Annotated in this window: 17 protein-coding genes and 2 rRNA genes; 15 read left to right on the forward strand and 4 right to left on the reverse strand. The window is 57.5% G+C overall.

The features are described from left to right. From CI601_RS00035 to ptsP, 10 genes are all read left to right on the forward strand, one after another. A 23S ribosomal RNA gene (locus CI601_RS00035) occupies window positions 1–479 on the forward strand; the annotation flags it as partial. A 170-nt stretch (window positions 480–649) separates the two neighbouring features. Beyond that, a 5S ribosomal RNA gene (gene rrf / locus CI601_RS00040) occupies window positions 650–766 on the forward strand. A 403-nt stretch (window positions 767–1169) separates the two neighbouring features. After that, the gene (locus tag CI601_RS00045) at window positions 1170–2672 is read left to right on the forward strand and encodes a PRD domain-containing protein (RefSeq protein WP_121913848.1); all 1503 of its coding nucleotides are present in this window, start codon (window positions 1170–1172) and stop codon (window positions 2670–2672) included. Further along, window positions 2669–3166, forward strand: coding sequence for a PTS sugar transporter subunit IIA (locus CI601_RS00050; RefSeq protein ID WP_121913849.1), 498 nt, complete (start codon window positions 2669–2671; stop codon window positions 3164–3166). The genes CI601_RS00045 and CI601_RS00050 overlap by 4 nt, the downstream gene beginning before the upstream one ends. Then, entirely contained in the window at window positions 3166–3630 is a 465-nt protein-coding gene (locus tag CI601_RS00055; RefSeq protein WP_121913920.1) for a PTS sugar transporter subunit IIA, read from the forward strand. The genes CI601_RS00050 and CI601_RS00055 overlap by 1 nt, the downstream gene beginning before the upstream one ends. A 39-nt stretch (window positions 3631–3669) precedes the next feature. After that, on the forward strand, window positions 3670–3981 hold the full coding sequence (locus CI601_RS00060; RefSeq protein WP_121913850.1) for a PTS fructose transporter subunit IIB: 312 nt from the start codon (window positions 3670–3672) through the stop codon (window positions 3979–3981). A 37-nt stretch (window positions 3982–4018) separates the two neighbouring features. Then, window positions 4019–5137 carry a PTS fructose transporter subunit IIC gene (locus CI601_RS00065; RefSeq protein WP_121913851.1) on the forward strand — a complete coding sequence of 373 codons (1119 nt, stop codon included), beginning with the start codon at window positions 4019–4021 and terminating at the stop codon, window positions 5135–5137. A gap of 26 nt (window positions 5138–5163) precedes the next feature. Beyond that, the gene (gene alsE, locus CI601_RS00070) at window positions 5164–5913 is read left to right on the forward strand and encodes a D-allulose 6-phosphate 3-epimerase (protein ID WP_121913852.1); all 750 of its coding nucleotides are present in this window, start codon (window positions 5164–5166) and stop codon (window positions 5911–5913) included. 10 nt (window positions 5914–5923) lie between these two features. Next, complete coding sequence (locus CI601_RS00075; RefSeq protein WP_121913853.1) at window positions 5924–6184, forward strand: HPr family phosphocarrier protein; 261 nt, start codon at window positions 5924–5926, stop codon at window positions 6182–6184. After that, the gene (gene ptsP / locus CI601_RS00080; RefSeq protein ID WP_121913854.1) at window positions 6181–7794 is read left to right on the forward strand and encodes a phosphoenolpyruvate--protein phosphotransferase; all 1614 of its coding nucleotides are present in this window, start codon (window positions 6181–6183) and stop codon (window positions 7792–7794) included. Before CI601_RS00075 ends, ptsP begins: the two co-directional genes overlap by 4 nt. A gap of 82 nt (window positions 7795–7876) precedes the next feature. Here the strand turns inward: ptsP and CI601_RS00085 are convergent, their stop codons facing one another. Next, window positions 7877–8260, reverse strand: a complete 384-nt coding sequence (locus tag CI601_RS00085) for a nuclear transport factor 2 family protein (RefSeq protein ID WP_121913921.1) — start codon at window positions 8258–8260, stop codon at window positions 7877–7879. Window positions 8261–9153: 893 nt separating this feature from the next. On the opposite strand from CI601_RS00085, the gene CI601_RS00090 reads away from it, so the two are divergent. The 5 genes from CI601_RS00090 to CI601_RS00110 all read left to right on the forward strand — a co-directional run bounded on the left by CI601_RS00090 (window position 9154) and on the right by CI601_RS00110 (window position 15631). Next, entirely contained in the window at window positions 9154–10977 is a 1824-nt protein-coding gene (locus CI601_RS00090) for a glycoside hydrolase family 36 protein (RefSeq protein ID WP_121913922.1), read from the forward strand. A gap of 91 nt (window positions 10978–11068) precedes the next feature. After that, entirely contained in the window at window positions 11069–12448 is a 1380-nt protein-coding gene (locus tag CI601_RS00095) for an ABC transporter substrate-binding protein (RefSeq protein ID WP_121913855.1), read from the forward strand. A 189-nt stretch (window positions 12449–12637) separates the two neighbouring features. Next, window positions 12638–13504, forward strand: a complete 867-nt coding sequence (locus CI601_RS00100; protein ID WP_121913923.1) for a carbohydrate ABC transporter permease — start codon at window positions 12638–12640, stop codon at window positions 13502–13504. Continuing rightward, window positions 13501–14385, forward strand: a complete 885-nt coding sequence (locus CI601_RS00105) for a carbohydrate ABC transporter permease (protein ID WP_121913856.1) — start codon at window positions 13501–13503, stop codon at window positions 14383–14385. The genes CI601_RS00100 and CI601_RS00105 overlap by 4 nt, the downstream gene beginning before the upstream one ends. Before the next feature lie 139 nt (window positions 14386–14524). Beyond that, window positions 14525–15631, forward strand: coding sequence for a LacI family DNA-binding transcriptional regulator (locus CI601_RS00110; RefSeq protein WP_121913857.1), 1107 nt, complete (start codon window positions 14525–14527; stop codon window positions 15629–15631). 35 nt (window positions 15632–15666) lie between these two features. On the opposite strand, the gene CI601_RS00115 is transcribed toward CI601_RS00110, so the two are convergent. The 3 genes from CI601_RS00115 to CI601_RS00125 form a co-directional block, all read right to left on the reverse strand. Continuing rightward, window positions 15667–16509, reverse strand: coding sequence for a formate/nitrite transporter family protein (locus CI601_RS00115; protein ID WP_259465258.1), 843 nt, complete (start codon window positions 16507–16509; stop codon window positions 15667–15669). Window positions 16510–16630: 121 nt separating this feature from the next. Continuing rightward, window positions 16631–19456, reverse strand: a complete 2826-nt coding sequence (locus tag CI601_RS00120) for an ABC transporter ATP-binding protein/permease (RefSeq protein WP_121913859.1) — start codon at window positions 19454–19456, stop codon at window positions 16631–16633. 95 nt (window positions 19457–19551) lie between these two features. Beyond that, window positions 19552–23010 (reverse strand): FtsX-like permease family protein, encoded by a 3459-nt coding sequence (locus CI601_RS00125; protein ID WP_121913860.1) that lies wholly within the window; start codon window positions 23008–23010, stop codon window positions 19552–19554.

Genomic DNA, 23010 nt, shown 5'->3' on the forward strand with positions numbered 1-23010 from the left:
CAACGGATAAAAGGTACCCCGGGGATAACAGGCTGATCATCCCCAAGAGTCCATATCGACGGGATGGTTTGGCACCTCGATGTCGGCTCGTCGCATCCTGGGGCTGGAGCAGGTCCCAAGGGTTCGGCCGTTCGCCGATTAAAGCGGCACGCGAGCTGGGTTCAGAACGTCGTGAGACAGTTTGGTCTCTATCCTCTGCGCTCGTTGGAATCTTGAGGAGCCCTGCCCATAGTACGAGAGGACCTGGGTGGACGAACCTCTGGTATGCCGGTTGTCGCGCCAGCGGCACGGCCGGTTGGCTACGTTCGGATGGGATAACCGCTGAAAGCATCTAAGCGGGAAGCCCCCTCCAAGATAAGGATTCCATGAAGCCTTCGGGCTTCTGAAGACCCCATGCAGAACACATGGTCGATAGACCGGACGTGGACACCCCGCAAGGGGCGGAGCCGACCGGCACTAATGGTCGAAGACAACACACCATCCACCCTTATAAGGGTGGCGGCATCAACCCGGCTGCGAAACATGCCTGCGGCAATGAACACGAACACGCACAGGCGATCAGACAATCGGAACACGCGTCCACCATCCGGTCCCCAAACCGCCAGGAAACCCCAACCCTTCACGAGAAGGATTGGCAGAATTGAAGATTCGCGGCGGTCATGGCCTGGGGGAGACGCCCGGTCCCATTCCGAACCCGGAAGCTAAGACCCAGCACGGCAATGGTACTGCACCCGGAAGAGTGTGGGAGAGTAGCACACCGCCGCCATTACACATTGAAAGGCCTCTGATGACACAAGTCACCAGAGGCCTTTTCTTTTGTTTAAATCACCAATATACGACGTATAACAATCCAGTATTGATAAGTTATGTAAACCATAAAGCTTAAGCAGGTCTTCGCTCCTATAAAGTACTGCGGATCGTGCAGCTAAGCAGACATCCTGCCGTACCTTCGTTGAATTGCAGAAGCCATTGAATTCTGATGCACGGCAGCATGATGCCGATTCTTATCGATGACGACGCATCCCAGCAACCTCTCAGCCTCTCTTGCTCCTATAGGTTTCCTGACACCCAGTGCATAGTCCGCAGACAAGGGACAATGCTGAATACTACACACCGTCCAGTGCCGAAAGTGGCCACATTACCCTAAACATAAAGGAGGTTCGAGGGCAATGGAGACCGGGTTCAAGAAGTCGTTAATCGGCTATCTGCTCAACAGGCGCGAGTATGTGCGCGGTTCCGAATTGTCCGATGCACTCAAAGTCTCAACCAAAACCATAACTAGAGCAGTTCAGCAGATCAACGAGCAGTATCGGCCCGTGACCATTATCGAGTCTAAGAGAGGGCGCGGGTATCGGCTTAAAAACCCTGAGACGCTGTCGTTCGGGGATTCAGGATTTGTGATCGGTCAGGCCAACGTCGATGTCAGTCGTCTGACATCCATTGAACGCCGGGATGAGATCGTCAAGCGCCTATTGTTCACGGCGCCACAGCGATATAGGGTGACCGAGCTCTGGGGCAAATACTTCATCGGTGACTCCGCCGTAGCGACCGATCTTCGCTCCCTGAGGCTGATGCTGAGCCGCTTCCAGCTTTCCATCGAACATGTCAGCGGGTTCGTTTGGATTAACGGCGAGGAGGCAGACATCCGCCGGGCGATCGGCAGCTTGTTTGTCGATGAAGGCCAGCCTGGCAATCGACGGTTCATGCAGTCCGACCAGGACATTGAGCAGCGTGACGCGGCTTTTGTCGACAAACAGTTGGATCTGATCGAGGAACTGCTTCACACCGAAATCCCCTATCCATACCGGGTCAACATCTTCACCCATCTGTACATCCTGATCGAACGGTTCCGCAGCGTTGGAGCACTCATGGAGGAACGAGCCGGCGAGCAGCAGGCCGCAAATGCCGATGAAGGCTCCAAGGTCATGAATGTCTGCCGGGCTGTCATAGCCGACGTGAACATGTATTTGGATGCGCAGCTGCCCGATGCTGAAGTTTACGATCTCTATCAATATTTGGCTTCCTCCAGGATCGAGGATGATCTGCCTGCTGCCAACGACATGCCTGATCCGGTTCGGCGGGCCACGCGCTATTTGATTGACCAGGTTGCTCTGAACCCTCGTTACGCGCAAATCGATCAGTCCGAGCTCTTTGCCAGGCTCTCCAAGCATATGAAGCCCTTGCTCAACAGGTTGAAGAACGGCATCAGAGTCAACAACAACCTTCTTGAGCAGATCAGGTTGGAATATCCGAACCTGTTCAGCACAGTGAAGAAGGCCACACGCCGGCTGGAGGAGCACGAGCATCTCCCCATCATCGATGATGAGGAAATCGGCTTCATCACTGTGTATTTCGCTCAGGCTGTGGAAAATCTCAGCAGACCCTTGAACATCCTGCTGGTTTGCACGACCGGGCTGGGCACGGCACAGCTGCTGAAATCAAAGATTGAGCGGCGGTTCTCCGATATGGACGTCATAGGGACTGTGGCCGCCCGAGATGTAGAAAAGGCCTTGGAGCGGTACCCGATGACTGATCTTGTAGTCTCTACAGTTGCCCTGTCCGAAGAGCTGAAGCGGCCGATGCTGGTGGTCAGTGCCATGCTGACCATTGAGGATCAGGAGCGGCTGGAACGGATGGCCGACCATATCCATAACGGGGAGGTCGGACGATGAAAATCCTGATTGAGCAGGAGCCTTCTGGTGGCTTCGGGAACCAAGACTCTGCAATCTTGCCGCATCACACCGTCACTACAGCAGCGCCCGCGCACAAAGATTCAGTGCATGCTTTATTCGCTTGCATATGCACTCATTTACAGTCCAAGGGCGTCATCAGGTCTGCCGATTTCCTGGTCAAGGACCTGCTTGCCCGTGAGTCGTCGGGTAGCACAGTCATTGCAGACCAGCTGGCCAATCCACACGCGCAGGGATCTTTCGTTGATGAATGCTTGCTTCTCTACTTGGAGCTCTCCCGACCTATACCACAGTGGGACGGATCGCATGACGTATCCAGACTCTTGCTGATCCTTATCCCGCAGAACCCCTCGATGAAGGACCTGCAGTACCTGCGTGATCTTTACCGGCGAATGGGCGACGAGAAAGTTTTGGGCCTGCTGGGAACAGGCTCTATCAAGGATGTTCGACAGATATTGACGACAGAAGGGAAATGATGGTGGACGCAGCATCACTTGGCGCGGCGATCGATAAGAGCACCGTGGTGACAGGGCTGAAGGCCAAGACCAAGGACGAGGTCTTCACCGAGCTCACCCGTAGGCTTCATGACGCAGGCTACATCGATTCGCCGGAGGTCTTCATGAAAGCCCTGTACGAGCGTGAAGGCCAGGGTGCGACGGGCATCGGCGAGCATGTAGCCATCCCTCATGGCCGCAGCGACACTGTTCGCAGGAACGGCATCGCTATTGCTGTGCTGGACCATGAAATCCCCTGGGAATCCCTGGATGACACCGGAGCGAAAGTTGTGGTGCTGTTTGCCGTCGGTGCCGATGATGAGGGATCCAAGCGACACCTGCAGCTGCTTTCGGAATTTGCTAGGAAGCTGGCCAAGGCCGATGTGGTACACGACCTCCTTCAGGCCGAGAACACCGACCAGGTCGTGACGGCTCTGACCAGATGATTCGTCACGTAACCGAATAACAACAAAGGAGAAGCAATCATGAAAATCGTAGGAGTGACCGCCTGCACCATTGGCATCGCACATACCTATTTGGCCCAGCAGAAGCTGGAGGATGCAGCCAAGGCGGCCGGCGACGATATCAAGATCGAAACCCAGGGCACCATCGGCATCGAGAATGCCCTGACCGAAGAGGATATTAAGCAGGCGGACGTGGTCATTCTGGCCATTGACATCAAGATAGCCGATGAAGAGCGGTTCAAGGGCAAGAAGACCGTCAAGGTCTCCACCGAGACGGCGATCAAGTCGCCCAACAAACTGATCGCCAAACTGCACGAAATCGTCGGCAAATAGTAACCATGCAATCAACCATGCGGACAAGGAAGTCATCATGAAACAATTTTGGAAGCAAGCCAATTTCAAGGGCCATCTGCTGACGGCCATCTCCTATATGATCCCTATCGTTTGCGGCGCGGGCTTCATTATCGCTATCGGTATGGCCTTCGGCGGCAAGGCCCAGGACACTTTGGTCATGGGGAAGTTCGACTTCTTCCAGGCCCTGGCCACCTTGGGCGGCAAGGCACTGGGGCTGCTCCCGGTCATCATTGCCACCGGCATCGCCTTCTCGATTGCGGGCAAGCCCGGGATCGCACCAGGCTTCGTGACTGGTCTGGCGGCTGTAGCCATCAGTGCCGGCTTCATCGGCGGCATCATAGGCGGATATATCGGCGGCTGGCTGGCCTACGCGGTGCTGCGTTACGTCAAAGTTCCCAGCTGGGCCAAGGGGCTTATGCCCACCCTGATCGTGCCTTTCCTGGCCTCCCTGGCCAGCGGGCTGATCATGGTCTACATCATCGGCACCCCTGTGGCCTGGTTCACCACTTGGCTGACCAACCTGCTGACAAGCATGAATGGGGCCTCCAACCTCATCTTCGGCGCCGTGCTGGGTGCGCTGAGCATCGTTGACTTCGGCGGTCCCATCAACAAGACCGCCTTCGCCTTTGCGCTGACGCTGCAGGCCCAGGGCATCAACGGCCCGGTCACAGCCTTGCAGCTGACCAACACGGCCACCCCCATCGGCTTCGGCTTCGCCTATCTGGTCGCCAAGCTCCTGCGCAAGCGGATCTACACCCATGAGGAGGTGGAGACCCTCAAGTCCGCAGTGCCCATGGGCGTTGTGAACATTGTCGAGGGATCCATCCCTATCGTCATGAACGATCTGGTGAGGGGAATCGTCGCCGCTGGTCTGGGCGGCATGTGCGAGGGCGCCATCCTGATGAGCCTATCCAACGGCAAGGGTGCCACCGTGCCTTTCGGCGGCTTCCTGATGCTCCCCACCATGGGTGCCAAGTGGTGGGTGGGACTGTTGGCCATCGCCGCCAACGTCCTGGTGACCGGCATTGTCTATGCGCTGATCAAGAAGTCAATTCCTGAAGACGCCGCCGAGCCTGCTACTGCAGCAACAGACGACGAAGAGGACCTTGACCTGGATGATATCCAGGTCATCTAAACCAACAGAAGGACAACCATTCCACAATGACAGCAACAAGCACACCAACGTTGACCAAGCGCTCGCGGCAAATCCAGCTGGCCCCCTCGCTGATGACCATGGATCTGGACCAGTTCAAGGAGCAGATCAGTTTTCTGAACGAGAGAGCCAACCTCTACCACATCGACATCATGGACGGCCATTTCGTGCCTAACATCACCCTGTCGCCTTGGTTTATCGAGCAGACGCGCAAGATCTCTGACCTGCCCATGTCGGCCCATCTGATGGTGACCGATGCCCCCTTCTGGGTCCAGCAGCTGATCGACATCAAGTGCGAGATGATCTGCATGCCAGCAGAGGTGTCCAACGGGGTGGCCTTCCGATTGATCGATCAGATCCACGATGCGGGCCTTAAGGCGGGCATGGTGCTCAACCCGGAGACGCCGGTTGACACCATCCTTCCCTACATCGATCTGCTGGACAAGGTCACCATCATGACCATCGATCCAGGCTTCGCCGGCCAGCGTTTCCTGTCGGTCTGCCTGGACAAGATCGTCCAACTGCGCAAGCTGCGCGATGAGCACGGTTATGGTTATCAGATCGAGATGGACGGATCCACCAATCTGGCCCACTGGAAGCTGATCTCCGATGCCGATCCTGACATCTATGTGATTGGGCGTTCGGGGCTATTTGGACTGACCGACAGGATTGAGGATTCTTGGGATCAGATGGTCCACGAGTATGAACAGTCCACTGGATACCGGTTCGACAACGGCCGTTATGTCAGCAAGGACTGAGGAGGCAGCTATGGCAAGCGCATTCACCGTCACCATTTCCGACCCTGAGGGCATGCATGCAAGACCTGCAGGCAGGCTTGTCGAGCAGGCGCAGAAGTACCAGTCCGTCATTACCCTCGATGACAAGGGCAATAAGGCCGATGCCAAACGCATCTTCGCGGTCATGGGCCTGGGGGCCAAGCAGGGCGATACGATCACTGTGAGCGTGGATGGCCCGGATCAGGACAAGGCTGTCGAGGAGCTGCAGAGTTTCTTCAAGGAGAATCTATGAGGGAGCTGAGAGGCACCGGCGTCTCGGCAGGCATTGCCATAGGGCCCGTCAAGGTCCTGGAAGAGGCCAGGCAGGTGGTGCGCCGCACCGTCGGTGATCCTCGTGCCGAGATCGAACGCTTCCGCCAGGCCCAGCAGGTCTCTATGAATCAGCTGGCCAAGCTCAGGGAGGATACCGCTACCAGGCTCGGTGAGGACAAGGCCGAGCTATTCGACACCCACCGGCTCATGCTCAAAGACCCGGACTATGTGCAAGGGGTCGAGGGGCTGATCCAATCGGACAAGGTCAATGCCGAGTACGCGGTGGATACCACTGCGCAGAGGTTCGCCGCCATGTTCGCTGGCATGGACTCCCCTTATATGCAGGCGAGGGCTGCCGATGTGCAGGACGTTTCCCGGCGTCTGATCGACAACCTTGGCTCGGGTGCACAGGCGGGCGGGGCTGACCGGCCGACCATCGTCATGGCTGCCGACCTGGCTCCCAGCCAAACGGCTCAGATGGACCCCACACAAGTACTGGGCTTCGCCACCAGCCAGGGATCGGCCAATTCCCATACGGCTATCCTGGCCAGGACCATGGGGCTGCCTGCCGTCATCGGTCTTGGTCAGGATCCCAGGCCGGAGGATCAGGGCCTGACAGCCATTGTGGATGGCAGCCAGGGCCTGGTGCTGATCGATCCGGACCGGAAAACCCTTGAGGCCTATAAAATCCGTCAGCGGGAGTTCCGGGAGCGTGTGCAGCAGCTCCAGGAGCTCAAGGGCAAGCCCACCAGAACCAAGGAAGGCCAGGAGGTCCATCTCTATGCCAACATCGGCAGGCCTTCGGACTTGGATGCGGTCGAAGCCAACGATGCTGAAGGGATCGGACTCTTCCGCAGTGAGTTCCTCTACCTGGAGAGCGAGGACTTCCCCACTGAGGAGTCACAATTCCAGGCCTATAAAGAGGTCGCCCAGAGAATGGGCGGCAAGCCGGTCATCATCCGGACTTTGGATATCGGGGCTGACAAGCAGGTCGGCTACTTCGGTCTGGAACATGAGGCCAATCCCGCTCTGGGATATCGGGCCATCCGTATCTGCTTGACCAGGCCGGAGGTCTTCAAGGTGCAGCTCAGGGCTATCCTGCGGGCATCGGCCTTTGGGAACATCTCCATCATGCTGCCCATGATCACCTCCACCAAAGAGGTTGATCAGGCCAGGGCCATCATCGACCTGGTCATGGAAGAGCTACGTGACAGGGGCGAGGCCTTCAAGGAGGACATTCAGGTGGGCATCATGGTCGAAACCCCGGCCTCGGTTGTCATGGCGCCGGAGTTGGCCCGGAAGGTGGACTTCTTCTCCATTGGAACCAATGACCTGACCCAGTACACCCTGGCCTGCGACCGGCAGAACCCCAACCTGGGACAGTTCGCCGACCCGCATTCGCCTGCCGTCCTGCGCATGATTCGTATGGCCGTGGATGCCGCCCACCAGGCTGGCATCTGGTGCGGGATCTGCGGCGAGCTGGGTGCCGACAAGGATCTTACGGCCACCTTCCTGGATTATGGCCTGGATGAGCTTTCGGTCTCGCCCGCGAGCGTGCTGCCGGTCAGAGAGGTCATTCGCGCTCGCTGAATCCTCCTGGTTCTCTTGCTGTTGGACCATGGTCAGGCAACAAGAGAACCCCGGCCTGGTTGGTGACGGGATTGGATAAGGGTCAGAAGAGACCGTTGCTGTTCCGGGACTGTACACCCTCCACGTTGTGCTCGATGATGTCCCAGTGCTCAGCCAGCTGGCCGTCCTGCAGCCGGTAGATGTCGCAAACCTTGTTGACGTGGCCGTTCTTCAACGTGCACTTGAAGAAGACGTAGACCATGTCGTCCTCGCCATTCAGCCTGATGATCTCGATTTGCGGTCCCAGGGCCAGAAATCCCTTGATGAACTCCAGGAATCCAGCCTTACCGTCGGCGCAGGTGGGGTTGTGCTGAATATAGTCGTCCCGCATGAACTTGTCGATGTTGCTGGTATCTCCCCGGCTAAAGACTTGGTCGTAGAACTCCTGTACCAAGGACTTGTTGGCTGCGGTTTCAGCCTCGCTCATCATGAACCTCCGTTTTCTGCCTGTTTATAGGCTCTTGGGTTTCTTCATGATAGGTAGTTCCGATCAGTCTCGTAAGCGCGTCCACTGCCATAATTTCTGGTGCTCGGCGGAAAGAGGAGCAAAGATGCGCTGATCAGTCCCCGTTGCCGGGTGTGGCCAATGATGCAAGTCGCCGCCTAAGTACCCTTCAGGCATTGCTCTGATTCCAACAGAAATTGGTGCGAGGATAGCCAAACGCTCATTCTCCCAGTGCTTGTAAAGCCCCAGGAAAAGGCCGGTTCGTCTATTGGGTGATTGGATTACGGAGAGAAAGGCCAGACACCAAACGCAATTGCAACTTGCGCTGGGAACGATACCAGTTATACTGGGAGAAGCTAGTTCATAAAGCAATGTAGCTGTAAGGAGATTCCATGCAGAGCGAGGATAGTTCTGAGGTCTTCAAATTGGTAACGATACCAAAAGGAGACTCAACTATATCTTCACCCTTACGGTGGGGGAACGATTGTATACAACTGGAGTTCGAGGTCGGAAATGACCAACCTGTTGGTCTAGTCTCCATGACCTTTAGCCCGTGCCATGAGACGTATTCATCCCTGCCACAACCAGTCGGGTCATCGTCCGGTCGTGTGCCTGCCGATACCTCTGGGTCGAAGACACAACGCATCACTTTTCCTGATCGTTTGCCGATGGTGCAGATAGAAGCCTCTGGTCGCGGTACTGGTCATACGATTTGTGGACGTAGGCTTATTGAGACATCCCTTGGTCAGGCTCTGCGATTCGTCTCCTGGAAAACCTGGCATACGAATGGAGTCAGCAACCTGGAAATACTCCAGGAGAGCCAAGAACAGGGGATAGAATGTCGCCAGTTGTTCCAGATAGCTGACGGTGACCTGATGTTCAAGGTCACGACAAGCATTAAAAACACCGCGGAAGACGACCTGGTCCTTGAATCTTTCCCCACCTATTGTCAGCTCTTCGGACAGGCGAATGGTTTTGAAGAGACTAAGGACGGGCTGGAAGATTGGCAGCTGGCAGAGTGTCAGAATGACTGGCTTGGTGAGGGACGTTGGTCCTGGAAACTACTCCGTGAAATATGCCCCCTCCTTAGTAATGACATGGTGGGCCGGACGCCTCAAGGTGCCTACTCCTGTGTATCGGAGGGGACTTTTTCCACAGGGCAAGCTCTGCCGATGGGTGTTCTGACTTCGCCGAAGCAGGGCATCACCTGGCTCTTTCAGATCGAGCACAATGGACCATGGCGCTGGGAGGTGGGCGAAGGCGAAAAAAGCGAGGGTTACTTTGCACTCAGCGGGCCGACCTATAAAAATCATGATTGGTCCGTGGTGCTTCACAAGGACCAGCAATTCACCTCGGTACCTGTTTCGGTGACTCCTGCTAGCAACTTTGATCAGGCTGTTGAATCTGTTACGGATTACAGGCGACACTGGCATCTTGCGTCGGATAAGTTGAAGACTCCAGAGATCATCTTCAACGATTATATGAATACGCTCAACGGCGATCCAAGCACAGATCGATTGCTGCCTTTGATCAAGGCAGCCGGCAGCATGGGTGCTGAAGTATTCTGCATCGATGCCGGCTGGTATGACGACACCGGCGATTGGTGGCCATCAGTCGGTGAGTGGGAGCCATCCACGACCCGATTTCCCGGAGGCCTTGGTGAGGTCATGGATGCTATTAAGCGTGAGCACATGATACCAGGTTTGTGGCTTGAACCAGAGGTTGTGGGAATCAAAAGTCCCTTGGCCAAGAAACTGCCGGATTCCGCCTTCTTCCAGCACGCAGGACATCGTGTAGTGGAACAGAATAGATATCTGCTCGATTTCAGAAACCCTCAGACCATAGGGCACATGAACGAAGTGATTGACAGGCTTGTCGGAGATTTCGGGGTTGGCTATTTTAAGTTCGACTACAATGTCATGCCTGGACCAGGCACCACATATCACTCGGATAGCCCTGGTGACGGTCTTCTCGGTCACAACCGAGCCTATAGAGAATGGATCAAGGGGCTGTATCGTCGGCATCCTAACCTGATCCTCGAAAACTGCTCTTCCGGAGGCATGCGGACGGATTTCGCCCAGTCTTCCATATTCCATCTCCTCTCTACATCGGATCAGCAAGATTATGGCAGGTATGCGAGCATAAGTGCCACAGCGCCTATGGCCATGCTTCCCGAACAGGCTGGCAATTGGGCGTATCCGGCTGCCGGCATGGATGACGAGAGTTTTTCCTTCGCTCTGACCAACACCCTCCTGGGGCACTTTTTCCTGTCAGGGTACCTGAATCGGTTTTCGGAGCACCAATTGAATATGGTCCGAGATGCGATTGATGTTTACCGTCGCGTCATCGGTGATCGGGTAGCTACGGGTGTGCCGTTCTGGCCATTGGGACTGCCTGGCTGGTATGACGACAAGCTTGCGCTTGGCATCAGGAGTGCATGCGATCAAGGAGCAGGCGGGATCAGAGACGGTGTTCTGATCACTGTTTGGTCCAGGTGCACATCGGATGGTCATCTCGATCTGCCTCTGCCTATGTTCACAAACAGAGATTGCAGGGTGCAGGTTCTCTATCCGAATTTTACGGACCGGGATGGTGGGTCGGATTCTTGGCGTTATGTCTGGCACAAAGAAAGGGGGAGTCTAGAAGTTCATATGCCCGAAGAAGGGTATACGGCCAGGACCCTCTTAATCAGGGAGTGATTGGCCTTCAGTCTGAAAAGACATGAGTGATGTAGTGAGAAGCCCTGCCATCCCGCCATTAGCGGGTGGCGGAGGCGGAAAGGGATAAACAATGAAGTTAATCCAGTGGAAGACCGATTCTTCGCGAAAGACTGTTCGAGCCTTGGCTGGTCTGGTGATTGCTGCGGGTTTGTGCGTGGGTACTTTAGCAGGATGCGGCAATCCTGCTGCCAGCAGCGATGACACTGACACCAAGGCATCTGGCTACTGGCCTGAGGCGAGTGCCAAGTTGGACGGCGTGACCTTGAAGTTCTGGAGCTCGCCCCAGGCCAACAAGATTCCGGTTCAGGTGATAAAGGATTTCCAAAAAGCCACGGGTGCCAAGGTTGACCTGGTTACCATTCCGGAAGTCTATGAAAACAATGCACAGACCAAAATCACGACCGGTGATACTCCCGACCTGGCTTTTTGGCAACCGACCAGGTCCATGCTGACCGGTTTGGTTGCTCAAGGTAAGCTGCAGAAACTAGACAATGCCCCCTTTGAGAAGAACTACAAGAAGGGTATAGACGACGAGGCAGGGCTCTACAAAAACAGCAGATACGCGATTATGGTGAGCGCCCCTTCGACTATGGGCGTCTATTACAACAAGGATGTCTTCAAGGCCGCAGGGCTTGAGGCGGTACCCAAGAACTGGAACGAGTTCGTGGCGGCTGCTCAGAAAATCAAAGATGCCAATGTTCCTGGCGTGGATTCGCCGCTCTTTGAAATGGGTGGTTCCCAATGGGGCACGCAGTGGGCTGTCCAGGTCCAATTGGCTGAAGCGGCACAAGGGGGCCTTTGGGACCGTGTGAACCAGGGCAAGGATAAATTCACCGGCAAGGACATTATGGAAGCCATCACCAATTATCAGGACCTCTTCAAGAAGGGGCTCTACAATGCTGATGCCGGCTCGGCCAAGGACACCGCCCAGGAGAAGGCCCTGTGGGACGGAAAGACCGGGATGATCTTCGGCAATGCCAGTCAATTCCTGGCCATCTCCGCCTTGGCCGGCAACGACAAGAGCGCTCTGGACAAGAAGATTGGCTACTTCCCCGTGTCGAAGGATGGCAACTATACCACCATCATTCCTGATGGTTCCAATGGGGTCGTGGCCTTCAAGAGCGGGGACAGCAAGCGCGAGGCAGCATCCAGACAGTTCCTCAATTTCTGGATGACCGATGGCTACAAAGCTTTCATCAAGCAGCAGAACATCATTTCGGTTCTGAAGAACGTCGATTCGCCGAACACTGTGCCCCAGGCCAGCCTGGATGCGGCACAATCCATTCAGCACAGCGTTGGTTCCATGCAGCTCCAAGCCCTGGCTAATCCTGATCTCTATGTCAACCTGGCCAGCATGGTCAATGGGACTATGACGCCGGAACAGGTCGCCCAGACCACGCAGGATCAGTTCTCACAGGTAGCTAAGGCCCAGGGGGTGAAGGGCTTCTAAGGAAAGCAGCGGCCGGGGGATGGAAAATTCCTCCGGCCGTTCTTCCTGGATCCATACTTACGAATTTGACAATCACATCGGAAGAAAGGACCTTTTATGTCTGATGCGCTCGCTGCGGGTCCTGCTGAAAAAGGCCGGAAACGCTTAGGTATGAACCGATCTATTGGTTCCAATAGCGAAACCGCGGTTATGAAAAAGAATTACCCGCTTCGGTTCCTGGTTCCAGCAGGGGCTGTCCTACTTGTTTTCTTCTTCGTCCCCACAGTCCTGAACTTTATCTATGCCTTTACTGATTGGTCTGCCTTCAAAACGACTATCTCCTTCAATGGCTTCGACAACTTCATGAGCCTCTTCAAAAACGGGATACTGCTCCGGGATTTGAGGACCACACTAGTCTTCGCATTCTTCGTCGCTCTTTTCCAGAATACTTTCGGTTTGATTCTGGCTGTGTTTCTTGAAAAAGACACGACAGAAAACCGCATCGCCCGGGTACTCTTCTTCATCCCTGTGCTCATGTCGGCCCTCGCCGTGGGATATGTCTGGCAGGCCGTCCTCCAGGCCAATGGAGCCTTGGACCAGATACTGAGCTTCTTTGCTGGAAGGACCATCAGCACGGCTTGGCTGGGAAGCACCACCTGGTCAATCGTCATAGTGTCCGCAATCCAGGGTTGGAAATGGGCTGGCCTGGCCATGCTCATTTACCTGTCCGGGCTCAAAACCATCGATGAGGATATCCTTGAGGCAGCCGAAATCGATGGAGCCAATTCCTGGCAGATTTTCTGGAAGATCAAATTCCCGCTCCTGGCCCCGGCCGTGACCTTCAATGTGGCCACCTCCCTTCTTGGCTCAATGAACGGGTTCGACACCGTGCAGGCTACAACAGCAGGTGGCCCCGGTGGCTCCACTGAGATCCTCAACCTCTTCGTCTGGAGAACCTTCGGTCAGGGTCTGTATTCACAGTCGACGATGATGAGCCTCCTGCTCTTTATTGTCGTGATGATTATTGCCATTCCTTTGATTTGGTACCTTCGCAGAAGAGAGGCCAAGATACTATGAGCAATGCGAGTTTTGAACCCGTCACCACCAACTCTGGCGTGCATGCTGCCGGACACAAGGGAGCTCTGGGCAAGAGGGTGCTTCACACCGTCCTCCTGGTCTTCCTGGTCGTGGTCTGCCTAGGGGTGCCCTTCTACCTGCTGGTTGTTACCGCAGGCAAGGATCAGGCTGAGGCCCTAAGATTGTCTTTGGCGTTGCCAACCAAGTGGCATCTCTTCGAAAACTTCGGCATTGTCCTTTCTCAGGGCAAGATGATTCCGGCATTCTTCGGTTCTCTCCTGGTAACGCTTCCCTCTGTTGTGGTGGCCCTTATTTTCGGTTCCATGGCCTCATGGATTCTGGCTCGACGAGCCACCAAGGCCATGGCCCTGGTATATGCCCTATGCATATCTGGACTGATTCTGCCGCCGGCCGTGGTTACGGTCATGCTGCTTTTGAAGATGATCGGTCTGGCGGGAACAGCTATCGGCATGATCTGCGTCTATGTGGGGATCTACCTTTCGACGGTCATCTTCTTCGTTACCGGATTCATTCGCACCATCCCGATCTCCTTAGAGGAAGCTGCTCGCATCGACGGAGCTAAACCTATGAGGGTCTTCTTCACGATTGTTTTGCCTCTCCTTGGGCCCACAATGGCTTCGGCGACCATCCTGCTCATTCTGTACATATGGAATGATGTCTTCTACGCACTCTTTATCCTCTCGGGCAAGATGGACACCCTCCCGCTGAACCTATACAACGTGGCTAATGCCGGACTTTATCTGAATAATTGGCATTACATCTTTGCCTATATCATTCTGATGAGCCTGCCCCTGCTGATCATCTTCGCCGTGGCACAGAAGAAGATCATCTCAGGGATAACCGGAGGGGCAGTGAAGTGAGAAGTAGCACGGTGTATGAAGGACCACGGACCTGTCCGTTGTGACACAATCAGATAGGGTGATTGATAGTTTGCGTCGGCCGCCCGGCAGCCTGTAATAGGCCTGCCGGGCGTCTGCGTGTTTGAAAGGATGGTTGCAGATGGCTGCGGGGAAAAGACGGGCTCCATCCATCAAGGATGTGGCAAGAAAGGCCGGTGTTTCCGTTTCCACGGTTTCCCGGTATCTCAATGGTGGCCGCAACCTGAGCGACGGCAAACGTAAGGTCATAGCCGAAGCTGTCAAGGACTTGAATTACCGACCCAATACCATTGCTAGAGCCTTGGTATCCAATGAATTTCAGTCCATTGCGGTTATCGCCACGGATATATCTCTATACGGATCCATGCAGCTGGTGCAGGGGATTGAACTGGCTGCACGCCGACGGCATTATCTGGTCACGGTGACCCTGGTCGGCAATGGTCATGAGAAAGTCAAGGAGACTGTAGACCAGCTCATCCAGAACAGGCCGGTTGGATGCATCATCCTGGACGTGGAACGTTCCAGCCTCCTGCACTCTTTCGCTGGATACATTGCACAATCGCTCCCCACTGTAATCGTGGATGAAGCTGATCTGGCTTCGGGGAGCCTGCTGATAGGTGCCTATGAAGGCGGATACCAGATCACCAAGTATCTGCTGAGATTGGGGCATAAAACCGTTTTCCATGTATCCATTCCCGAAAACGGCAATAAATATACGCGATCCCTGGGTTGGCGGCGTGCTCTGGAGGAAGCGGGGGCTCCTATCGAGGAACCTTTGCCCTGCACCTGGGATTTCCGGAAGGCGGAGCAGATTGGACGCTACCTGTGCTCCTTCCCGGAGATCACAGCAATTTTCGCCGGCAACGATGAGGTGGCCGCAGGTGTCATACGAGGCATTCTTCTCGAGGGCAAGAAGGTTCCCGAAGACGTCAGCGTTGCCGGCTTCGATGGCAACCCCATCGGTGAAGTAACCGTCCCAAGTATAACGACCTGGCGGCAGAACTTCCAGGGAATAGGAGCCAAGGCTGTTGAGCGCTTGGCTCATTGGCCTGACAGTGATGACCAGCCGGAGGTCAAGGGTGATTACGGTCTCCACAAGGCTAGTGAAGAGGAGGAGCCAGACCTTGATCAGCTGCAACAGAGCCGCGCGATGGGGGATGAGCAGATCTCGTCGCGACTGATCATTCGGGAGTCCACGGCTCCACCACGGTCAGGACACGGCCGGTGAAAATCGGCTGTAGCAACTGTATGTGGCAGCTTCGATCAGGCTTTGAACCGGCGCTCATCGTTCATGGTGGCGAAGTTCAGACCGATCAGGATGCCGCCACCTATGTAGTTGCCCAGCATGGCCACCAGGACCACCAGGATTGCCTTCCAGGCGTTGACCCGCCCGAAGACGCCCAGGATGAGGAAGAGGGCTGAATCGGCTATCGAGTGCTCGAATCCGCAGAAGGCGAAGACGAAGACGGCCACGACCATGATGATGCACTTGGTGAAGTCGTTGGAAAGCTTGCCGTTGTAGACCATGAGCATGGCGATGTTGATGCAGAAGTTGCACATGATGCCGCGCACGAACAGGTCGGCGAAGCCCATGGGACCGCCGGAGACGTAGCCGGTCTTGGTTGCCGCGGCCGCCAGCATCTGGTCCAGGGTCGGACCGCTGACGATGGATGAGAAGCGCAGGATGACGGCCACGATCAGGGCTCCGGCCAGGTTGCCCAGAAGGCAGAGGACCAGGATCCGCAGGGAGGCCAGCCATCCGAGGCGCTTGTGGTAGGCGCCTATGGTGACCACCATCATGTTGGAGGTCAGCAGCTCGGAGTTGGTGTAGTAGATCAGGACCAGGGCCCAGCCGAAGGTAGTCGCCGCCAGTACCCGGCCTGCCAGGATCAGGCCATGGTCGGCGGGGTTCTGGCCGGCCTGGCCCATGATGACGAAGAAGGCGGTGAAGAAGATACCCACAAAGAGGCCGGCCATGGTGGCTCGCTGCATGTACTTGCCGGTCAGGGCGCCGCTCATGGTCTTCTTGCTCTCGACCACGTCCAGGACGGTGCTGATGAAGGCCCGTCCGGGGAAGAGGGGTTGCCTGTTCTGTTGATCTGTCATCTGATTGGGTTGTTCATTCACGGGGTTCATTATGGCATTCCCGAGTAAAGAGGGACCGCCGTTAGGGCCCGACTGTGCGGGAACTCACTTCTTTGCCAGTGCCACCCGGTGTCACTCAGCCTCACTCGGTGCGCAGGGCGGTGGCGGGATCCTGCTTGGCTGCCTTCCGTGAGGGGATCAGGCCGCCTATCAGGGTCAGAACCACGCTCAGAATGACCAGGGCTATACCACCTGAGGTAGGCAGGGCCGCGTTGACCTCGGTGGTCCCCATGAAGTGGTGCATGATGCTGTTGGCCGGAATGATCAGCAGTAGGGTGATGCCCACCCCTAGCAGGCCCGCCAGAAGTCCGATGAGGCCGGTCTCGGCGTTGAAGACGTTGGAGACGTTCCGCTTGGAGGCGCCCATGGCCCGCAGGATGCCGATCTCCTTGGTCCGCTCCAGAACCGATATGTAGGTGATGATGCCGATCATGATGGAGGAGACCACCAGTGAGACGCCGACGAAGGCTATCAGCACGTAGGTGATGACGTTGATGATGGTGGTGACCGAATTCATCATCAGACCCACGTAGTCGGTATAGACGATCCTGTTCTTCTTCGCGGCCTTGTCGTTGTAGTGCTTGATGGAGTCGCCCACGGAATTCTTGTTCTCGAAACTATCCGTGTAGATGCTGATGCGGGAGGGGGCATCCCGGGAGATCAGGCCGAAGTCGCTCAAGTTGTCGGCGTAGGTGCCGGTGGAGACGTACTGGTTGTAGATGGCGACCAGAGCGTCCTGCGGGGCGGTGGCGCTGTATTGGTCGAAGGCTTGGGCCGTCTGCTGCTCGGCTGAGGCCCCCGTGGGGATGCCGGCAGAACCTTGGGCTCTTGCAGCGGCTCCGGCCCGGCCCTGGGCCTCCTGGCCGGCCATGGCTGCCGAACCCTTCATGATCTCCTGGGCCATGCTGGCCTTCTGTGTAACGCCCAAGGATGCGATGTAGGCCTTGGCATCGTTGGCCTTGGCGGCATCGTCGGCAGGGGCGAAGGCCATCCCGTTGAGGACGCTGTGGCCCTGGTCGGCCTCCTGGTCGGTGACGATGGGACTGGTCTTGGCCTGGTCGATCAGGTAGTCGGTCAGCTGGCGGGTATACCCGACGCCCACCTTGAGCGGCGTGGCCTTGGCTCCTTGGTTGGGACGGACGATGCCGACGATGTGCAGCTGCAGGCCCTGGTCGGCGGCCTTGGTCATTTGGTCGGTGTTGTCGCCGATGTAGTGGTAGTGGCCGTCGGTCCCCTTGGCATATTGGCTAGCGGCGGGCACCAGGGAGAGCTTCTGGTCCATGGCCTTGGCGTATTCGATGGGCTTGGTGTCGACCTTGACCTCCTGGCCGCTGTTGAGTTTGTTCATCATGTCGGTGTACTGGCTGGAGGGGAGGATGCCCAGCTTGTAGAGGCTGGTGACGGGCATCTGGTTGTTCTTGTCCAGTACCAGGACCACCTGATCCTTGGCCTTGGGCCAGGTGCCGTTCACCACCTGGTAGTTGTCGGTCACTACCTTGCTGATGGTGGTCTTGGCATCGGCCCCGGGCATGATCTCGCCGAAGATCTCAGGGGCCTTGTTCTTCTCGGTCTTGCCGGTCAGGTAGGACATCTGCATGGACTGGATGTCGCCCATGTCGCTGTCGGTGTTGGCCGTGGCCATCTGGCTGGCGGTGGAGCTGGCGTCGTCCTGCCCATTCATGGTCACCTTATCTGCGGAGACCAGCTTGCCGTCCGGATCGTGCCCGAAGACCGAGAACTTGGTGGCGTAGGAGTACTGGATGCCCACGGACCCCACATACTGGTGGATCTCGCTCTTGGGATTGTCCAAGTATTTTTTGAAGTCTGTCAGATTATTCTGGGTGATGCTGCTGGTCAGGCTGGAGGCCCCCTTGACGCTGGAGTCGTCCGGCTGGATGGCCTTGAGGTCCTTGTGGGCCTTGGCCTCCTTCTGGGTTTCCTGGGCAGAATCCACTATCTTGTTCAGGTCGAAAGACTGCTCCTGAATGGTGATGGGATAGGAGGTCATGGTCTCCCGCTGTATCCTGTCGATGTAGCGATTGACTCCGGTGGACACCGACAGGATCAGGGCGATGCCGATGATGCCGATGGAGCCGGCGAAGGCCGTGAGTGCAGTTCGCGCCTTCTTGGTTCGAAGATTGTTGAAGCTTAGCGACAGGGAGGTCAGCAGCCCCATGGAGGCCTTGCCGAAGGTGCGGTGGCGGGCCCGGCGGATGGGCACCTGGTCGTCGGGCAGAGGGTCGGAGTCACTGATCACGGAGCCGTCGTGCAGCTCCACGATTCTGGTGGCGTACTGGTGAGCCAGCTCGGGGTTGTGGGTGACCATGACCACCAGCCGGTCCCGGGCCACCTCCTTGAGCAGGTCCATGATCTGGATGGAGGTCTCGGAGTCCAGTGCTCCGGTAGGTTCGTCAGCCAGGAGGATGCGGGGGTTGTTGACCAAGGCCCTGGCGATGGCCACCCGCTGCATCTGCCCGCCCGAGAGCTGGTTGGGCCGCTTGTTCACATGCTGGCCCAGCCCCACCTGCTCCAGGGCCTTCCTGGCCCGCTCCCGCCGCTCCTGCCGGTGCACCCCCGAGATGGTCAGGGCCAGCTCCACGTTGGACAGGATGCTCTGGTGGGGGATCAGGTTGTAGCTCTGGAAGACGAATCCCACGGTGTGGTTGCGGTAGGAGTCCCAGTCCCGGTCCTTGTATTTCTTAGTGGAGGTGCCGTTGATGATCAGGTCGCCCTGGTCGTAGCGGTCCAGCCCGCCGATGATGTTGAGCAGGGTGGTCTTGCCGGATCCGGAGGGGCCCAGGATGGCCACGAACTCGTTGTCGCGCAGGTTGACGCTGACATCATTCAAGGCCTGCTGGACGAAGTCCCCTGTTTTATATTGTTTGGAGATGTGTTCGATCTGCAGCACCGTCGTCCTCCGCTTTCTGGATTCTCAATGGCATGGACTCATGGACTCTTGAAGTGCCAGCTTACGCCATCAGTATGGGTAAATGCCGATATGGGCTAGTCCACCGACTTGAGGGCCTCCAGCATGTCCACATGCTTGAGCTTGTTGTTGACCATCCAGCCCAGTCCGGCCGTGATGACCGTAATCATGACCAGGGGCACGACGAAGGCCACCCAGCTGATGGAGGGGTCAAAGAGGACGTTGTCCGGCGGGACGGTGGTGATGATGTAGTGGTGGAGCCAGGCCCCGAATCCGTACCCGGCCAGGACGCCAATGGCCGAAAGGAGGATGGTCTCCCGGTAGATGTACATGGTCACCTCGCGGTCGTAGAAGCCCAGCACCTTGATGGTGCTCAGCTCGCGGATCCGCTCCTCCACGTTCAGGTTGGTCAGGTTGTAGAGGATGACCAGGGCCAGTAGGGTCGCCACGATGATCAGCACCTGCATGATCATGTTCAGGGACCTGACCACCGTGTCGATCTGGCTCATCAGGGTGGTGTTCTGCACCACCCCCTGGATCCCGTCGATCCGCATGAAGGAGGCGGCCTGCCTTCTGGTGTTCTCTGCGCTGGAGTCCTTGAAGGTGACCAGGTGGGCGTTGGGCGAGAAGTCCTGGTGGAAGACGGTCCTGTAGGCCGTTGGGCTCATGAAGACGAAGTGTCCCAGGTACATCTCGCAGATGCCGTCCACCCGCATGGTCCTGTCCCTGCCGCCTGAATCCTGCAGGGTGATTCTGTCGCCGGCCTTGGTCCCCGTCAGCTGGGCGATCCGCTCGGAGAGGATCACGCCGTCGCCCTTGAGGTTCAGGGGCTTGTGCCCGGACCGGGTGTCCATGCGGATGAAGTCGTCCAGGTGCTCGGCGCTGGCCGGCGCAATCATGGTGATGGACTGCTTGTCGGCGTTGTGGCCGGCTGTCTTGCTCATCTCCTCGTAGCGCACGTTCAGGGAACGGCTCACATCGGGCTTCTCCAGCCGTTTTTTGATGGATTGGCGCTGGTCGGATGTGGCCTGGCTGTTCTCAGCGGCGATCAGGTCGTAGCGGATCACCTGGCCGAACTGGTGCTCGTTGATGGCCGAGATGGATCCCTGCACGCCGAATCCTGCCATCAGGAGGGCCACCGACCCGCAGACCCCGAAGATGGTCATCAGCATCCGCTGCTTGTAGCGGAAAATATTCCGGGCGGTGACCTTATGGGTGAAGTTGAGCCGGTTCCAGATCAGGGGGATGCGCTCCAGGAAAATCTTCGAACCGGCGCTGGGCGGCTTGGGAAGGAGGAGGGCCGACGGCTTCTCGCGCAGCTCCCGCCAGGCACTCAGGAAGGCCGGGACCACGGCGCTCAGGAAGGCCAGCAGGCAGGCCAGAAGGGTGATGGGCAGGTGGAAGCCGTAGTGGATGGGCGGCATGTCGAAAGCGTGGGCGTAGGCCTGGTAGACGATCCAGGGCAGAAGGATGTGGCCGGCGATGATGCCCAGAAGCGCGCCTAGGGCCGAGGCCGCTCCGCCATAGACCAGGAACTTGGCCATGACATCCTGGTCCCTGTAACCCAGGGCCTTGAGCGTTCCGGCGTTGATCCGCTCCTCGTCCACGAAGCGCGTCATGGTGGTGAAGGTGACCAGGGCGGCCACCAGGTACATGAAGTAGGGGAAGACCTTGGCCAGCGAGTCCACAATGAAGGAAACGGAGGCGTAGACCTTGTAGCCCTCCGAGCCGGGCGCTTCCCGGCGTGAGTCCAGGGCATAGACCGGCTTTTCCAGTCGGCTCAGCTGGTCAGCCGCCTTGTTCAGCTTCTTCTGGGAGTCGTCGATCTTCTTCTGGGCGTCCGGGCTCTCCCTCTTGAACTTGTCCAGTTTGGTCTGGTATTCCGCGGTTTTCTGATCCAGGGTGGCCTGGGCCTGGTCGATCTGTCCTTGGGCTGAGGCACGGCTGTTGGCCAGTTGCTGCCGGGCCTGGGCCAACTTGGCCCTACCCTGGGCCAGCTGTGCTGAGCCTTGGTCGAGTTGGGCCTTGCCCTGGGCCAGTTGGCGCTCGCCTTCTTCCACCTTGGCTCTTGCCTGGGTCAGTTCCCGCCGCTTTGCGTCCAGGGTTTGCTGGTTGGCCGCAACCTGGGCCATGCCGGGGGTGTACTGGTTGGTCATGAAGGCATCGCGGCCCGCCTTGGCCTTGGCTGCCAGCGCGTCGATTTGCGGTGACTGCCGGTTAAGCTCGGTCAGCTGTGCCTGCAGCCTGGCCTTCCCGCGGTTGAGCTCCTCTTGCTGCTGGGGGGTCAGCCCGGGTGTGGCCAGTTGGGCATCGATGGCCTGAATGAGGCCGGTGATTTGTGCAATGCCTTGTCTGCATTGCTTCTGCGCTTCCTGGGCCTGGGCTACAGCCTGGTCGGCCTGGGCCTTGCCGCCCTCCAGCTGCTGGCGGGAACCATCAAGCTTGGCCTGCCCCTGATCGATGGCCTGTTGCCCCTGGTCGGCCTGTTGCCTGCCTTGGGCCACCTGGCTGGCGGAGGACTGGTACTGTTTCTGCTTTCGAGCCAGTACGGCCGAGCTCAGATCCACCTCCTGCTGCCCCTGGTCGATGGCTGCCTGGGCCTGCACTATCTTGGCGGCCAGTTGGTTCTTGGCGGACTGTATGTTCTGGGCACCCTGGTCCAGATCCTTCCTGGCCTGTTCCAGCTGCTGCCGGTTTCCTTCGAGTTTCTCTTTGGACTGGTCTACCTGGTCTTGCCCCTGGTCCAGTTGCTTCTTCAGGGGGGCCTTGATGGCGTTAAGCCTCGCTGTGGAGCGTCCTGACAGAATCCTGTTCAGATCGTCCTTGTGGGTCTGCAGGGCTTGGATGTACTGGTCGGAATAGTGGTCCCGGATCCGGTCCAGGTCCTTGAAGGTCAGGCGGGCGATCATGTACTCGTCCGAGTCGAAGGCCCCGGGCGTGGTCACAGCGTAGGAGTCCAGCGACCCGGATCCGGCTGTGGAGGGACCCATGTTGACCTTGCTCAGGATCTCGGTTGACTTGACCGTGCCCACCACGCGCAGCTTGTGGTGCCTCAAGACCTTTCTGCCCAGCTGGTCGGCCTTTTCGTCCACCTGGATGCTGCTGCCGATGGGGTGATTCTCGGCCAGGGCCGTGTCGACCGCCACCTGGTCAGGCCTGGTCGGCATGGATCCGTCAACCAGCTCATAGGTGGAGATACGGTCGGGGGCGGAGTAGATGCGCAGGCTCTTGTCGGTCCCCTTGAGCACCACATCCTTCAGGTACCCGTATTCGATGCCTGAATTACCAGGGGCGGTGTCGATGGCATCCCGATCCTCCTGGTCCAGCCCGTAGCTGCTGATGACCATCAGATCGGCCAGATGGTGGTTGGACAGGTAGGCGTTGCCGGCCTGCCGCATGTCCGGCCCCGTAACGCTCAGCCCGACCAGGGCGAAGGAACCCAGCGCCACCAGGCAGACGATGGAGATGAACCGTCCCAGGGACTTGCGCAGGGAGACTCGGATGTCGTGCCAGAGCACCTTCCTGACGGGCTGCAT

The sequence above is a fragment of the Bifidobacterium sp. wkB344 genome, from assembly GCF_003688305.1.
GTDB lineage: Bacteria > Actinomycetota > Actinomycetes > Actinomycetales > Bifidobacteriaceae > Bombiscardovia > Bombiscardovia mizhiensis.

What these genes read in the sequence shown, in the direction of transcription:
- CI601_RS00065 (WP_121913851.1), top strand. Translation starts at nt 4,019, where the DNA reads ATGAAACAATTTTGGAAGCAAGCCAATTTCAAGGGCCATCTGCTGACG.
- CI601_RS00090 (WP_121913922.1), top strand. Translation starts at nt 9,154, where the DNA reads ATGTTCAAGGTCACGACAAGCATTAAAAACACCGCGGAAGACGACCTG.
- CI601_RS00085 (WP_121913921.1), bottom strand. Translation starts at nt 8,260, where the DNA reads ATGAGCGAGGCTGAAACCGCAGCCAACAAGTCCTTGGTACAGGAGTTC.
- CI601_RS00110 (WP_121913857.1), top strand. Translation starts at nt 14,525, where the DNA reads ATGGCTGCGGGGAAAAGACGGGCTCCATCCATCAAGGATGTGGCAAGA.
- CI601_RS00055 (WP_121913920.1), top strand. Translation starts at nt 3,166, where the DNA reads ATGGTGGACGCAGCATCACTTGGCGCGGCGATCGATAAGAGCACCGTG.
- ptsP (WP_121913854.1), top strand. Translation starts at nt 6,181, where the DNA reads ATGAGGGAGCTGAGAGGCACCGGCGTCTCGGCAGGCATTGCCATAGGG.
- CI601_RS00045 (WP_121913848.1), top strand. Translation starts at nt 1,170, where the DNA reads ATGGAGACCGGGTTCAAGAAGTCGTTAATCGGCTATCTGCTCAACAGG.
- CI601_RS00115 (WP_259465258.1), bottom strand. Translation starts at nt 16,509, where the DNA reads ATGACAGATCAACAGAACAGGCAACCCCTCTTCCCCGGACGGGCCTTC.
- CI601_RS00125 (WP_121913860.1), bottom strand. Translation starts at nt 23,010, where the DNA reads ATGCAGCCCGTCAGGAAGGTGCTCTGGCACGACATCCGAGTCTCCCTG.
- CI601_RS00095 (WP_121913855.1), top strand. Translation starts at nt 11,069, where the DNA reads ATGAAGTTAATCCAGTGGAAGACCGATTCTTCGCGAAAGACTGTTCGA.
- CI601_RS00050 (WP_121913849.1), top strand. Translation starts at nt 2,669, where the DNA reads ATGAAAATCCTGATTGAGCAGGAGCCTTCTGGTGGCTTCGGGAACCAA.
- CI601_RS00060 (WP_121913850.1), top strand. Translation starts at nt 3,670, where the DNA reads ATGAAAATCGTAGGAGTGACCGCCTGCACCATTGGCATCGCACATACC.
- alsE (WP_121913852.1), top strand. Translation starts at nt 5,164, where the DNA reads ATGACAGCAACAAGCACACCAACGTTGACCAAGCGCTCGCGGCAAATC.
- CI601_RS00100 (WP_121913923.1), top strand. Translation starts at nt 12,638, where the DNA reads ATGAAAAAGAATTACCCGCTTCGGTTCCTGGTTCCAGCAGGGGCTGTC.
- CI601_RS00105 (WP_121913856.1), top strand. Translation starts at nt 13,501, where the DNA reads ATGAGCAATGCGAGTTTTGAACCCGTCACCACCAACTCTGGCGTGCAT.
- CI601_RS00075 (WP_121913853.1), top strand. Translation starts at nt 5,924, where the DNA reads ATGGCAAGCGCATTCACCGTCACCATTTCCGACCCTGAGGGCATGCAT.